This window comes from Maritimibacter alkaliphilus HTCC2654 (assembly GCF_000152805.1).
Lineage (GTDB): Bacteria > Pseudomonadota > Alphaproteobacteria > Rhodobacterales > Rhodobacteraceae > Maritimibacter > Maritimibacter alkaliphilus.
In genome coordinates this window covers 461,921-474,812 of record NZ_CH902578.1, presented here as the reverse complement: position 1 = coordinate 474,812, position 12,892 = coordinate 461,921, and the positions used below count along the sequence as shown (strand labels likewise).

Here is a 12,892-nt window from a genome sequence, read left to right as displayed (position 1 = left end):
ATTATTCCGCATATGCCTGTTATTTGTGCAATTTGCCCTGCGGGAACCTGTGCCATTGTCCTCCAATCGGGCAAAGCGTAAACGAACACCATGGAAATCGCCGCAATCATCGTCGCCGCCGGACGCGGAACGCGCGCGGGCGGGGACGTGCCGAAACAGTGGCGCAGCCTCGCCGGGCGGCGCGTGGCGGACTGGACGGTCGATGCCTTTCGGACTCACCCCCGCATCGGGCGGATCGTCATGGTGCTGCACCCGGACGACATGGGTCAGGCGGCGGGCTTTACCGACGTTCTCGTCGCAACGGGCGGCGCCTCCCGCCACGCCAGCGTCGCGGCGGGGCTCGAGGCGCTGGCGGGTGATCCCCCTGACGGCGTGCTCATTCACGACGTGGCCCGCCCCCTTGCGACCCACGCCCTTATCGACCGGGTGATCGACGCGCTGGAAACGACGGGCGGGGCCGCGCCCGCGCTTGCCGTGACCGATGCGCTCTGGACGGGCGAGGACGGCCACGTCACCGGCACCCGCGACCGGACCGGGCTTTTCCGCGCCCAGACGCCGCAGGGCTTTCGCTTCGCCGCCTACCTCGACGCCCACCGCGCCCATGACGGCGACGCGATGGATGACGTCGCGGTGGCCCGGTCTGCCGGACTTGACGTGACCATCGTGGCGGGCGACGAGTCCAACCTGAAAATCACCGGCCCGGACGATTTCGCCCGCGCCGAACAGCTTTTGGGAGGTCGCGTGGACATACGCACCGGAACCGGTTTCGACGTGCATGCCTTCGAAGACGGCGATGCCGTCACGCTCTGCGGCGTCACGGTCCCGCATGACCGGGCGCTCAAGGGCCATTCCGACGCGGATGTGGGGATGCATGCCCTGACCGACGCGATCTACGGCGCCTTGGCCGAGGGCGACATCGGCCAGCACTTCCCGCCCTCCGATCCCCAGTGGAAGGGCGCCGCCAGCGACATTTTCCTGCGCCATGCGGTCGAATTGGCCGGCTCGAAAGGCTTCGCGATCTCGAACTGCGACGTGACGCTTATCTGCGAGCGCCCCAAGATCGGCCCGCACGCGGGCGCCATGCGCGCGGAACTGGCCCGGATCATGGGGCTGGACGTGGACCGGGTGAGCGTCAAGGCGACCACCTCGGAACGTCTGGGCTTCACGGGCCGGGAAGAGGGAATCGCGGCGCAGGCCGTCGCGACGCTGGTGCGCGCATGAGCCGCGTGATCGCCACCTTTCTGTTCACCGGCTACCTCAAGCCCGCCTCCGGCACCTGGGGATCGCTCTTCGCCCTGCCCCTGATCTGGGCGCTGCACCAGCTGGGTGGTCCGCTCGCCATCGCTATCGGCGCTGTCGTCCTGTTCGCCGCCGGCCTCTGGGCCACGCAGCAGATGACCGCCGAGCTCGGTATCGAAGACCCGTCCGAGATCGTCATCGACGAAGTGGTCGGTCAGGCGCTCGCCATCCTGCCCGTGTCCATCGGCGCGATGGGGGTCGGAGTCGATGTGCTGAAACTCTGGCCCGGCTGGGTCGCGGGCTTCCTGCTGTTTCGGCTGTTCGACATCTGGAAACCGTGGCTCGTCGGCTGGGCCGACCGGCGCGGCGACCCGCTGGGTGTCATGCTCGACGACGTGATCGCGGGCGTGTTCGCCGGGATCGGTGTCCTGATCCTCGCCGCGCTGTCGCATCTCATCATTCTGGTCTGACGATGGAGCCTGCCGAGCTTCTCACCCTGTGCCGGTCCAAAGGCGTCACCATCGCCACAGCCGAGAGCTGCACCGGCGGCATGGTCGGCGCCGCGCTCACCGACATCGCCGGATCGTCGGACGTGTTCGAGCGCGGCTTCATCACCTATTCCAACGGCGCCAAGATCGAGATGCTGGGCATCCGCCCGGAGACGCTCGACGCGCACGGCGCGGTTTCGGAAGAGATCGCGCGCGAAATGGCCGAGGGGGCTTTGGCGCGGTCCGATGCAAGCCTCGCCGTGTCGATCACGGGTATCGCGGGGCCCGGCGGATCCGAGCACAAGCCCGAAGGCCGGGTCTGTTTCGCCATCGCCGGACATGGGCCGACCGAGGCCGAAACGGTCGAATTCGGCGCCCTCGGGCGCGGTGCGGTGCGCGACGCGGCCATGCGCCACGCGCTCGCGCTTCTCGCCGCACGCGCCACCGCCGCCTGAGATTCACTTCCGCCTATTTTGGCGTCATCTTTTCGACTCATGCGCGTATTTCATGCGCATTGCGAGAACTGCGCGCAAATTAATCACGCCGCACAGGAATGAGGCTTGCCCTTACCTCCCACGCCCGCAACACCCCGCCCACCAATTCAAGAGGAGGGGACAATGAACGGGGCAGATACCGCCTGGATCATCGTAGCGACCGCGCTGGTGCTTTTCATGACGCTGCCGGGGCTGGCGCTGTTTTACGGGGGGCTGGTACGGGCAAGGAACGTGCTCTCGGTCTTCATGCATGTCTATGCCATCGCCGCGCTGATGAGCGTGTTGTGGCTGGTGGCGGGCTATTCCATCGCCTTCGGCGACGGCAACGCGATCTGGGGCGGGCTCGGCAAAGCCTTTCTCACCGGCATCGACGCCGACACCCTGTCGGGCACGATCCCCGAAGTGCTGTTCTTCGCCTTCCAGATGACCTTCGCGATCATCACCCCCGCGCTGATCGTCGGGGCCTATGTGGAGCGGATCGGCTTCGGCTTCGTCCTCGCCTTTTCCGGTCTCTGGATGCTTCTGTGCTACGCGCCCGTCGCGCATTGGATCTGGGGCGGCGGGTTCCTGTCGGACGGCGGGATCTTCGGTGACACCGGCGTGCGCGATTTCGCGGGCGGCATCGTGGTGCACGAAACCGCCGGCCTCGCCGCGATCATGATCTCGGTCTTTCTCGGCCCGCGTCGCGACCAGAAGAAGCCGCCGCATTCGCCCGGCTTCGTGATGATCGGCGCCTCGATGCTCTGGGTCGGCTGGTTCGGCTTCAACGGCGGGTCGCAATTGGCCGCCGACGGGGGCGCCGCGATGGCGCTGACGGCCACGCATCTGTCGGCCGCCGCCGCCTCGCTCACTTGGGCGCTGTGGGAGAAGATCAAGTTCGGCCGCGCCTCGCTCGTCGGGATCGTGACGGGAACCATCGCGGGCCTCGCCTCGGTCACGCCCGCCTCGGGTTTCATCGGCCCGGTCGAGGCGCTCATCATCGGCGGTGTCGCTGGCATCCTGTGTCAGGAGGCCGTGAACCTGATCCGCAACACGCTCAAGATCGACGACACGCTCGACGTGTTCGCGGTGCATGGCGTCGGCGGGATCTTCGGCACGATCATGATCGCGGTCTTCGGTGCCGGAACCTGGGCCGCGCAACTGGGCTCGCTCGCCATCGTTGGCGTGTTCACCATCGTCGTGACCTTCGTGCTGATCAAGCTGGTGGCCGTCGTCACCCATCTGCGCGTGGACGAAGAGACCGAGACCAACGGGCTCGACATCACGGTGCATGGAGAGCGGGCCTACGACACCGTGTCGTAGTCGGATCAAGGCACAGAAATGCGAATGCCGCCGGCAATGTGCCGGCGGCGTATTGCGTTTTGGAAGGTGGCTCGGAGGGATGGGCCAGATTGTGGAAATTAACCTTTGAGGGGGTGAGTGGAGCGCGAGTATCTAAAAATTCGGGATAGTATTCCCACTAGGATACTAGAATCCTAGTATTCTGGTATCTTGGCCGCACGAACACCCCGGCCCCCGCCCACACGATCCTTATCCGCCGCTTTCCGCCTTCAACTGCCAGCGCCCGGTTTCCTGCGACCAGTATTTCGCGACCACCTTGGCGCCGGTCATCGTCCGCCATTGCTCGCGCGCGCGTTCGACCGCCCCATCGTCGTTTCCGTCGAACAGGATCATGACGCGCGCCGCCTCGCCCACCTCGTCCGGCGCGACCTCGGCCCCGTCCATCGACACGACGCAGTCCGCCGTCGCCGTGCCGGTCGTCAGCAGGATCGGCTGATCGTCGTCATGCGGCCCACCTGAAATGCCGTGCGGCAGAAACCCGTCGCCCATCCACAACTTTTCGTCGAGCCACCTGAGCCGCGCTTCGCTGCGCCCGCGCACCACCACCCGCCAGCCCTGCTCGCGCGCGCGGCCAAGCAGGACCGGAAGCGTGTCTTCCAGCGGGGTCCGGGTCATGTGGTAGAAATAGGCCTCGCCCACCTCAGCCCTCGTAATTGTCCGCGATCAGACGGTTCAGCGCGCGCACGCCCCACCCCGTCGCGCCTTTCGGCGCCAGTGCCGTGGGCGATTTCACATCCGCGACGCCCGCGATGTCGAGGTGAATCCACGGCACGCCGTCCTTCACGAAGCGTTGCAGGAACTGCGCGGCCGTCGTCGCGCCGGCCGGGCGGCCACCGACATGCTTGAAATCGGCCTTGGCGCTTTCAAGCGCCTTGTCATAGGCGGGCGACAGCGGCAGACGCCATGCGCCCTCCTCCTCCGTCTCGGCCGCCTTCAGAAAATCCCGGCAGAAGTCGTCGTCGTTGGAAAACACACCCGCATTTTCGTGGCCGAGTGCGATCACGCAGGCCCCGGTAAGCGTGGCGAGGTCCACCATCGCCACGGGGCTGAACCGTTCCTGCGCGTACCAGAGCACGTCGCACAGCACCATCCGCCCCTCGGCGTCGGTGTTGATGACCTCGACCGTATCGCCCTTCATGGTCGTCACGATATCGCCCGGACGCTGCGCCTTGCCGTCCGGCATGTTCTCGACCAGACCAATGAGCCCCACGACATTCGCCGCCGCCTTGCGACCTGCGAGCGCCTTCATCACGCCGGTCACGGTGCCAGCGCCGCCCATGTCCATCGTCATGTCTTCCATGCCGCCAGCGGGCTTGATCGAGATGCCGCCGGAATCGAAGCAGACGCCTTTGCCGATCAGGGCCACCGGCGCGTCGCCGTCCTTGCCGCCCTTCCATTGCATCACGACGACCTTCGACGGGCTTTCCGACCCCTGCCCGACGGCCAGAAGCGCGCGCATTCCGAGTTTTTCGAGATCGTCCTCTTCCAGAACCTCGACCTCGACACCCAGCTCCTTCAGCCCCTCGGCCCGTTTGGCGAATTCGGTCGTGGTCAGCACGTTGGAGGGCTCGTTCACCAGATCACGGGTCAGGAAGACGCCATCGGCCAGTGCCTTGATCCCGGCCACGGTCGGCGTCCACTGGTCGGGCTGTGTGGTCAGAAGGGTCAGCGCGCTGTCCTTGACCTCGCCCGCCTCGCCGGTCTTGTGCGCGACGAAGGCATAGGCCCGCAGCATCGCGCCAAGCGCCAATTGATCGAGGTTGCGGTGCGACCCTGCGATCACCGTGACGCTCTTGCCGTTCAGTTTGGCCCCGATCGTGGCCCCGACCTTGCGCGCAAGCTCGGGCGTCAGGCGCTTTTCGATCTTCACCACGTCGACCGCCTCGGCGGCCATCCCCACGGGCCAGGCCAGCGACATCGCCTCGCCCGCCTTCAGCTTGTCGAACCCGTCAGAACCCAAAAGCCGCTCCAGCGCGCCCTTAGTCAGGCGGTTCACCCGGCGCGCGCCCTTGTCCATACTCCCCTCGTCCGGGGCGAGCACGACGACACGGCCCTCGGCGGCGGCGAGCGTTTCGATGTCGAGCGGTTGAAATGCGGGGGTGATGACGTCGGTCATGGGGTCTCCTGTCGGGGTGTAGGGGTGCGGGCCTTGGCCGCGCGTTCTGTCCACGTAAGCACCAAGCCGGGGGCGGTGCAACCAGTCCGCCACGTCCGCCTGACGGGGAATCGCCCGCGCCAGATATGGTGGAGGATCGCGCCCGGACCACCGCATCTCGCCGCATGCAGGCGGCAATTCGCAGCCAAAACGCGGGTTCGGGGCGAGATTTGCACTCGCACCGCGCGGCAAGTCCGACTATTGTGGCGCGTGAACCGGGGGGTGAGACAACACCCCCGGCCCGTGACGAAGACACGACAAGGTTGGGCGGTATGAAGACATTCACGGCATCGACGCGGCGAAACGGCTGGGCGGGACGCATTCTCACGCTCTGTGCCTCGGCGGCCCTCGGCATGATGATGGCCGGATCGCCCGCAACGGCACAGGGTCAGTTCGTCCCGGTCGCCAAGGTCAACGATTCCGCCGTGACGGTCTATGAGCGCAATCAACGCATGGCCTTTCTGCGGATCCTAAACGCGCCGGGCGACATCACGCAGCTCGCGCTCGACCAGCTTATCAACGAACGCATCCAACTGGCCGAAGCCGAAAGGATGGGGATCACCGCCGATCCCGAGGCCGTCCAGAACGGCATGGCCGAGTTCGCCGCGCGCGGCAATCTCGACGTCGAACAGTTCGGGGCCTTCCTCGCGCAGGCCGGGATCGCGTTCGAGACGTTCCGCGATTTCGTCACCGCCGGGATCGTCTGGCGCGAAGTGGCGCGCGCCAAGTTCCTGCCGCAGGTCTCGATCACCGAGAGCGAGATCGACCGCGCTTATGCCGAGGCCGAGCCGCAGCCGGGCGAAAAGTTCCTGCTGACGGAAATCGTGCTACCGGCCTCCTCCGATCTCAGCCTCAAGGCCTCGCGCGCACGCGCCGACCGGCTGTCCAAGATCACCACCGCCGAAGAATTCGCCGATGCCGCCAAACGCTTTTCGGTCGTCCCTTCGCGCCTGAACGCGGGCGAACGCGACTGGGTCGATGTGCAGGCGCTGCCGCCGCAGGCACAAAGCGCGGTGCGTGCGACCCGCGAAGGCCGCGCAAGTCGCCCGGTCATCATCCCGGACGTGGGCGTCGCCGTCTATTTCGTGCGCGACCGCGAAACCATCCGCTCGACCAAGGTCGGCGAGCTTCTGGAATACGCCGCCTTTTTCGTGCCCGGCGGTCAGGAAGAGGCGAACCGCATCCGCGCCGAGGTGCAGATCTGCGACGACCTTTATCCGATCGCGCGCGGCCTGCCCGCCGATCAACTCGTGCGCGAAGAGCTACCCACCGGCGCCGTGCCCGCCCGCTACCGCGCGGAACTGGCCAACCTCGACCCCGGCGAAGTTTCGACCCGCCTGACGGCTGGCAACGGAACGCTGGTGTTCCTGATGCTGTGCAACCGTCGCAACGACGTGCCCGACAGCGTGAGCCGCGCCCAGATCGCCGATGCCCTGCGCAACCAGCGGATCGGGGCCTATGCCAACGACCTGCTCGCCGACCTGCGCGCCAATGCGCATATCGAATATCTGCGCTGATCGCGGCCACGACCGCCCCGCTCTGCCGTTCACACGCGAGGTGACCCATGTCCCGCGCTGATCTGCCCATTGCCCTTTCCATCGGCGAGCCTGCCGGGATCGGTCCCGAAATCATCGCGAAGGCGTGGGAGCGTCTGGGCGCCGAACTCCCCTTCTTCGTGATCGGGGACGCGCGCCATATCGACGGCCCGGTCGAGACGATCTCGCACCCGTCCGAGGCGCACCGCGCGGTGCATCGCGGCGTTCCGGTGCTGACCCGCGACTTCGGTCCCCCGCGCCGTCCGGGTGAGGCGCAGGCCGCCCATGCCGCGCATGTGATCGCTGCGATCCGCGACGGGGTGGCGCTGGTCATGCAGGGCGAAGCCGCCGCGCTGACCACCGCGCCGATCCACAAGAAGGCGTTGAAGGACGGCGCAGGGTTTTCCTTTCCCGGCCATACCGAATACCTCGCCCACCTTGCAGGCGTCGACGACGTGGTGATGATGCTCGCCTGTCCCGACCTGCGCGTCGTGCCCGCGACGATCCACATTCCGCTGGCCGATGTGCCCGCCGCGCTGACCCGAGATCACCTTACCCGCGTGATCCGCATCACCCATGCGGCGCTGCAATCGCAGGGCTACGGCAATCCGCGCATCGCGGTCGCGGGGCTCAATCCCCATGCGGGCGAAGGCGGCGCGATCGGGCGGGAAGAGATCGAGACGATCATCCCCGTGTTGGGCGATCTGCGCGCCGAAGGGCTGGCGCTGGCCGGTCCCCTGCCCGCCGACACCATGTTCCACGCGGGCGCGCGCAAGGGCTATGACGTGGCGATCTGCATGTATCACGATCAGGCGCTGGTCCCGATCAAGACCATCGACTTCGCGGGCGGCGTGAACGTGACGCTGGGCTTGCCCTTCGTGCGCACCTCGCCCGACCACGGCACTGCCTTCGACATCGCGGGGTTGGGCCGCGCCGACCCGACATCGCTCATCGCCGCGCTGCGCATGGCGCGGGAGATGGCGGTATGAGCGCCATCGACGGCTTGCCGCCCCTGCGCGAGGTCATCGCGACCCATGGGCTTGTGGCGAAGAAGTCGCTGGGCCAGAACTTTCTTCTCGACCTGAACCTCACCGCCAAGATCGCGCGGCAGGCGGGCGACCTGAGCGCCTGCGACGTGCTGGAGGTCGGCCCCGGCCCCGGCGGTCTGACCCGTGGCCTGCTGGCCGAAGGGGCGCGCCGGGTGCTCGCGGTCGAGAAGGACGCCCGCGCCATGTCGGCGCTGGCCGAAATCTCGGAAGCCTATCCCGGTCGGCTCGAGGTGCTGAACGCCGACGCGCTGGAGATCGACCCGCTGGCGCATCTGACACCCCCGATCCGCATCGTCGCGAACCTGCCCTACAACGTGGGGACCGAGCTTTTGACCCGCTGGCTCACGCCGCCCACATGGCCGCCCGCGTGGTCGTCACTGACGCTGATGTTCCAGAAAGAGGTGGCGGAGCGGATCGTGGCGAAACCGAAATCGAAAGCCTACGGACGGCTGGCGATCCTGTCGCAGTGGCGCACCGACGCGCGCATCGTCATGGAACTGCCACCCGAAGCCTTCACCCCGCCGCCCAAGATCCGTTCGGCGGTGGTCCATCTGACGGCCCTGCCCGAGCCGCGCTATCCGGCGAACGCGGCGACGCTACAGCGGGTCACGGCAACCGCGTTTCAGCAACGCCGCAAGATGCTGAGGGCGTCCTTGAAAGGCCTTGCGCCGGGGATCGAAGCCTTGCTGGAAAGCGTGGACATCAAGCCGACCGCGCGGGCCGAGGAAATCGACCTCGAGCATTTCTGCGCTCTGGCGCGGGCGTTGGACGCCGCGTGAATTTCGAATTTCGCTGAAGCGAAATCCGATCCGAGCGGGGGCGCTGCCCCCCGCACCCCCCCGAGGTTTTTAAAACAGAGAAGAGGCAGCGTCCGGGTCGTTCGGTGCGGAGAGGCGGCCACCACCGACGTTGGCCGCGACGCCGGTCGTGGACGGGCAGGACGTGGCGAGGCCCCGGGCCACGCGCACGGCGAGATAGGCGAAAGCCTGCGCTTCGAGCATATCGCCGTCGAGGCCGACCTCTTCGACCGAGATTGCGGGAATACCGGAGCGGGCGGCGATTTCGGAGACGAGCTTTGCGTTCTTGCGCCCGCCACCGCAGAGAAGCAGGCGGTCGGGCGGGGTCGGGCAATGCTCAAGCCCGCGTGCCACGGCCGCAGCGGCGCAGGCGGTCAGGGTCGCGGCGGCATCGGCATCGGCAAGGTCCGCAACGGCAGAGGCGAGGGTCGTGAACGCGTCACGGTCGAGCGACTTGGGGGGAACCCGGTAGAAATACGGGCGGTCGAGGAAAGCGTCGACGATCCCGTGGTCCGCCGTGCCGGAAGCGGCCAGCGCCCCGTCCGCGTCGAACGCCACGCGCCGGCGCGCCCACATCAGGTCGTTGATCGGGGCGTTCGCGGGGCCGGTGTCGAAGGCCAGAAGCGCGCCTTCGTCCTCGGGCTTGTCGAAGGCCGGATCGACCCATGTGATGTTTCCGACCCCGCCTAGGTTCAGGAACGCGACCGGCGTCGTCGCTTCGATCCACTTGGCCAGCGCGAAATGGTAGAACGGGGCGAGCGGCGCCCCCTCGCCCCCAAGCGTCACATCCGCCGTTCGGAAATCCCACGCCACCGGCAGACCGAGCGCCTGTGCCAGCCGGTCACCGTCGCCCACCTGATGCGTCTGCCCCCGCCCGCGCGGATCATGGGCCAGCGTCTGGCCGTGGAAGCCCACGATCTGTGCACCGTCGAACCCCGCAAGCGCAGCGATATGGGCCGCGTGGATCACCTCGGCGGCCTCGGCCACCCCCGGCTCGCCCGGCCAGCGGCCCAGAGCCGCGCGCAGCACGCCGGACTCGTTCTCGGAATAGGCGGAATAGCGCGCCGGGCCGAACGCGGAGATCGTTTCGCCATCGGTCAGGACCATCGCCGCATCGACCCCGTCGAGCGAGGTGCCCGACATCGCCCCGAGCGCCCAGATCGCGCGCGCCTCCATCATGGCTTTTCCTCCGCCCATGCCCCCGATATAGAGGCAGCACCCGCAGACAATGGACAGAAAACCGATGACCTACCACCCGAAATCAGACTTCATGCGCGTGATGATCGAGCGCGGCTACCTTGCCGACTGCACCGATTATCAGGCGCTGGACGAGGCCCTGACGAACGGCGTGGTGACGGCCTATATCGGCTACGACGCGACGGCGAAATCGCTGCACGTCGGGCATCTTTTGAACATCATGATGCTGCGCTGGCTGCAAAAGACCGGGCACAAGCCGATCACGCTGATGGGCGGCGGGACGACCAAGGTGGGCGATCCTTCGTTCCGGTCGGACGAGCGGCCCCTGCTGGGACCGGAGCAGATCGACGCGAATATCGACGGGATGAAGCAGGTGTTCGCGAAGTACCTGTCCTATGGTGACGGGGAGTCCGATGCGCTTATGCTCAATAACGCGGAATGGCTCGACGGTCTGAACTACCTCGAATTTCTGCGCGACATCGGGCGGCATTTCTCGGTGAACCGGATGCTGAGTTTCGAGAGCGTGAAGTCGCGGCTCGACCGGGAGCAGAGCCTGTCGTTTCTCGAATTCAACTACATGATCCTGCAAGCCTACGACTTTCTCGAGCTCAACCGCCGCTATGGCTGCACGCTCCAGATGGGCGGGTCGGACCAGTGGGGTAACATCGTGAACGGGATCGACCTGACGCGCCGGGTGCTGGACCACGAGATCTATGGCCTGACCTCGCCGCTTCTGACCACCTCGGACGGCAAGAAGATGGGCAAGTCGCAGGGCGGGGCCATGTGGCTGAACGCCGATATGCTGTCGCCTTATGAGTTCTGGCAGTTCTGGCGCAACACGACCGACGCGGACGTGGGGCGGTTCCTGAAGCTTTATACGGAGTTGTCCGTCGAGGAGTGCGAGCGGCTTGCCGCCCTGCCCGGCAACCGGATCAACGAGGCCAAGATCGTGCTCGCGAACGAGGTGACCACGCTTTGCCACGGGGCCGAGGCGGCTGCGGCAGCGGAAGCCACGGCGCGCGAGGTGTTCGAGAAAGGTGGCGCGGGCGACGACCTGCCGACACTCACGCTCACCGCAGATGAGATCGGGGACGGAATCTCTATCACGCAGCTCATCACGCGGTCGGGCCTCGCCAAGACCGGCAAGGAGGCCAAGCGGCTGATCGCGGATAAAGGCGCCAAGTTGAACGACGCGGATGTGACCGACGCGGGGCTGATGATTACCGCCGCCGATCTGGACGCGCCGATCAAGCTGTCGGCAGGCAAGAAGCGTCATGCGCTGGTGACTTTGGGGTGAGTTTCGCCGCGTGCTGACGCCCGCGACGACCCGCCGGGGGCTCTGCCCCCGGACCCCCGAGGTTTTTGGAAACAGAGAAGAGGATCGAGGACGGTCGGGTGGAACGGTATCGCACGATCATTCTTGGCGCGGGCGCCGCGGGCCTGATGTGCGCGGCGCATGCCGGGCCGGATACGCTGGTGCTGGATCACGCGAAGAAGCCGGGCGAGAAGATCCGGATTTCCGGTGGCGGGCGCTGCAATTTCACCAATCTCGACGTGACGCCCGCAAATTTCCTGTCCGAAAACAAGCATTTCCATAAGTCGGCCTTGGCGCGCTACACCCAGTGGGATTACATCGAACTCGTCTCGCGCCATGGCATCGCGTGGCATGAAAAGACGCTGGGACAGCTTTTTTGCGACGGGAAATCCACGCAGATCGTGGAAATGTTGCTGGCCGAGATGCGGGCGGCGGGCGCGGAATTGCGGTTGGAGGTCGCGATCACCTCGGTGAGCCATGCCGACGGGCGGTTCACGGTAGAGACGGACGCGGGCGCCTTCACGGCTGAGAACCTCGTGCTCGCCACGGGTGGCAAGTCGATCCCCAAGATGGGGGCGACGGGGCTGGCCTATGACCTTGCGCGGCAATTCGGGCATGACATCGTCACGCCGCGCCCGGCGCTGGTGCCGCTCACCTTCGGTGACCATTTCGCGCCGATTTCGGGTGTGGCGACGCCGTGCCGCGCCTTCAACGAGCGGATCGCCTTTGCCGAGGCGCTGCTTTTCACCCACCGTGGTCTGTCCGGTCCCGCCGTGCTGCAACTGAGCAGCTATTGGCGCGAGGGCGAGGCGATCACGCTGGACATCTGCCCGCCTGGCTTGCTGGACACGCTCAAGGCCCAGCGGCAGACACAGGGGCGCCATGCGCTGACCACCGAGCTGTCGCGCCACCTGCCCGCCCGGCTGGTGGAGTTCCTCGCGCCCGATCTGGGCCTTTCCGGCAACCTCGCCGACCAGTCCGACGCGCGGCTCGCCGAGATCTGCGCGGCTCTCGCCCACTGGACGCTCACACCCACAGGGTCCGAAGGCTACCGGACAGCCGAGGTGACGGCGGGCGGCGTGTCGACCGCGGGCCTGTCTTCGCAGACCATGGAATCCGCTCACCTGCCCGGCCTGTACGTGATCGGCGAAGCGGTGGATGTGACCGGCTGGCTGGGCGGCTATAACTTCCAATGGGCCTGGGCCTCGGGCGTGGCGGCGGGGCGGGCGATTGCGGCGCGGGGCTGAACCTCCTGCCGATTTCCCGCTTTCGCCCCGGCGCC

The 12,892-nt window shown here is 66.8% G+C and carries 12 protein-coding genes; 9 read left to right on the top strand and 3 right to left on the bottom strand.

The window, feature by feature from the left end; translation table 11 throughout:
* Nucleotides 1–90: 90 nt before the first annotated feature.
* From RB2654_RS03475 to RB2654_RS03460, 4 genes are all read left to right on the top strand, one after another.
* Entirely contained in the window at nt 91–1,221 is a 1,131-nt protein-coding gene (locus RB2654_RS03475) for a bifunctional 2-C-methyl-D-erythritol 4-phosphate cytidylyltransferase/2-C-methyl-D-erythritol 2,4-cyclodiphosphate synthase (protein ID WP_008328647.1), read from the top strand.
* Nucleotides 1,218–1,709 (top strand): phosphatidylglycerophosphatase A family protein, encoded by a 492-nt coding sequence (locus RB2654_RS03470; protein WP_008328646.1) that lies wholly within the window; start codon nt 1,218–1,220, stop codon nt 1,707–1,709. Before RB2654_RS03475 ends, RB2654_RS03470 begins: the two co-directional genes overlap by 4 nt.
* Nucleotides 1,710–1,711: 2 nt before the next feature.
* Complete coding sequence (locus RB2654_RS03465; protein WP_008328645.1) at nt 1,712–2,182, top strand: CinA family protein; 471 nt, start codon at nt 1,712–1,714, stop codon at nt 2,180–2,182.
* 162 nt (nt 2,183–2,344) lie between these two features.
* Complete coding sequence (locus RB2654_RS03460) at nt 2,345–3,523, top strand: ammonium transporter (RefSeq protein ID WP_008328644.1); 1,179 nt, start codon at nt 2,345–2,347, stop codon at nt 3,521–3,523.
* Nucleotides 3,524–3,751: 228 nt separating this feature from the next.
* Here the strand turns inward: RB2654_RS03460 and RB2654_RS03455 are convergent, their stop codons facing one another.
* Complete coding sequence (locus RB2654_RS03455; protein ID WP_008328643.1) at nt 3,752–4,201, bottom strand: DNA polymerase III subunit chi; 450 nt, start codon at nt 4,199–4,201, stop codon at nt 3,752–3,754.
* A 1-nt stretch (nt 4,202) separates the two neighbouring features.
* Nucleotides 4,203–5,678 carry a leucyl aminopeptidase gene (locus tag RB2654_RS03450; protein WP_008328642.1) on the bottom strand — a complete coding sequence of 492 codons (1,476 nt, stop codon included), beginning with the start codon at nt 5,676–5,678 and terminating at the stop codon, nt 4,203–4,205.
* A 311-nt stretch (nt 5,679–5,989) separates the two neighbouring features.
* Between RB2654_RS03450 and RB2654_RS03445 the strand changes: the two genes are divergently transcribed.
* From RB2654_RS03445 to rsmA, 3 genes are read left to right on the top strand one after another with little or no spacing between them, the layout of a single operon-like run.
* A complete protein-coding gene (locus tag RB2654_RS03445; protein ID WP_008328641.1) occupies nt 5,990–7,234 on the top strand; it encodes a peptidylprolyl isomerase in 1,245 nt (414 codons plus the stop codon).
* Between the two features lie 47 nt (nt 7,235–7,281).
* Nucleotides 7,282–8,241, top strand: coding sequence for a 4-hydroxythreonine-4-phosphate dehydrogenase PdxA (pdxA, locus tag RB2654_RS03440; RefSeq protein WP_008328640.1), 960 nt, complete (start codon nt 7,282–7,284; stop codon nt 8,239–8,241).
* Entirely contained in the window at nt 8,238–9,080 is an 843-nt protein-coding gene (gene rsmA, locus RB2654_RS03435; RefSeq protein WP_008328639.1) for a 16S rRNA (adenine(1518)-N(6)/adenine(1519)-N(6))-dimethyltransferase RsmA, read from the top strand. The genes pdxA and rsmA overlap by 4 nt, the downstream gene beginning before the upstream one ends.
* Before the next feature lie 69 nt (nt 9,081–9,149).
* On the opposite strand, the gene RB2654_RS03430 is transcribed toward rsmA, so the two are convergent.
* Nucleotides 9,150–10,277: an anhydro-N-acetylmuramic acid kinase gene (locus RB2654_RS03430; protein WP_040884346.1), complete on the bottom strand. Its 1,128-nt coding sequence runs from the start codon at nt 10,275–10,277 to the stop codon at nt 9,150–9,152.
* 64 nt (nt 10,278–10,341) lie between these two features.
* On the opposite strand from RB2654_RS03430, the gene tyrS reads away from it, so the two are divergent.
* Together tyrS and RB2654_RS03420 are read left to right on the top strand one after the other, a co-directional pair.
* Entirely contained in the window at nt 10,342–11,592 is a 1,251-nt protein-coding gene (gene tyrS, locus RB2654_RS03425; protein ID WP_040884344.1) for a tyrosine--tRNA ligase, read from the top strand.
* Nucleotides 11,593–11,738: 146 nt separating this feature from the next.
* A complete protein-coding gene (locus RB2654_RS03420; protein WP_050772019.1) occupies nt 11,739–12,857 on the top strand; it encodes a BaiN/RdsA family NAD(P)/FAD-dependent oxidoreductase in 1,119 nt (372 codons plus the stop codon).
* Nucleotides 12,858–12,892: the final 35 nt, after the last annotated feature.

Coding starts and splice junctions, on each gene's coding strand:
- RB2654_RS03470 (WP_008328646.1), top strand. CDS start 1,218: ATGAGCCGCGTGATCGCCACCTTTCTGTTCACCGGCTACCTCAAGCCC.
- RB2654_RS03430 (WP_040884346.1), bottom strand. CDS start 10,277: ATGATGGAGGCGCGCGCGATCTGGGCGCTCGGGGCGATGTCGGGCACC.
- RB2654_RS03450 (WP_008328642.1), bottom strand. CDS start 5,678: ATGACCGACGTCATCACCCCCGCATTTCAACCGCTCGACATCGAAACG.
- RB2654_RS03475 (WP_008328647.1), top strand. CDS start 91: ATGGAAATCGCCGCAATCATCGTCGCCGCCGGACGCGGAACGCGCGCG.
- RB2654_RS03465 (WP_008328645.1), top strand. CDS start 1,712: ATGGAGCCTGCCGAGCTTCTCACCCTGTGCCGGTCCAAAGGCGTCACC.
- tyrS (WP_040884344.1), top strand. CDS start 10,342: ATGACCTACCACCCGAAATCAGACTTCATGCGCGTGATGATCGAGCGC.
- pdxA (WP_008328640.1), top strand. CDS start 7,282: ATGTCCCGCGCTGATCTGCCCATTGCCCTTTCCATCGGCGAGCCTGCC.
- rsmA (WP_008328639.1), top strand. CDS start 8,238: ATGAGCGCCATCGACGGCTTGCCGCCCCTGCGCGAGGTCATCGCGACC.
- RB2654_RS03445 (WP_008328641.1), top strand. CDS start 5,990: ATGAAGACATTCACGGCATCGACGCGGCGAAACGGCTGGGCGGGACGC.
- RB2654_RS03460 (WP_008328644.1), top strand. CDS start 2,345: ATGAACGGGGCAGATACCGCCTGGATCATCGTAGCGACCGCGCTGGTG.
- RB2654_RS03420 (WP_050772019.1), top strand. CDS start 11,739: ATGTGCGCGGCGCATGCCGGGCCGGATACGCTGGTGCTGGATCACGCG.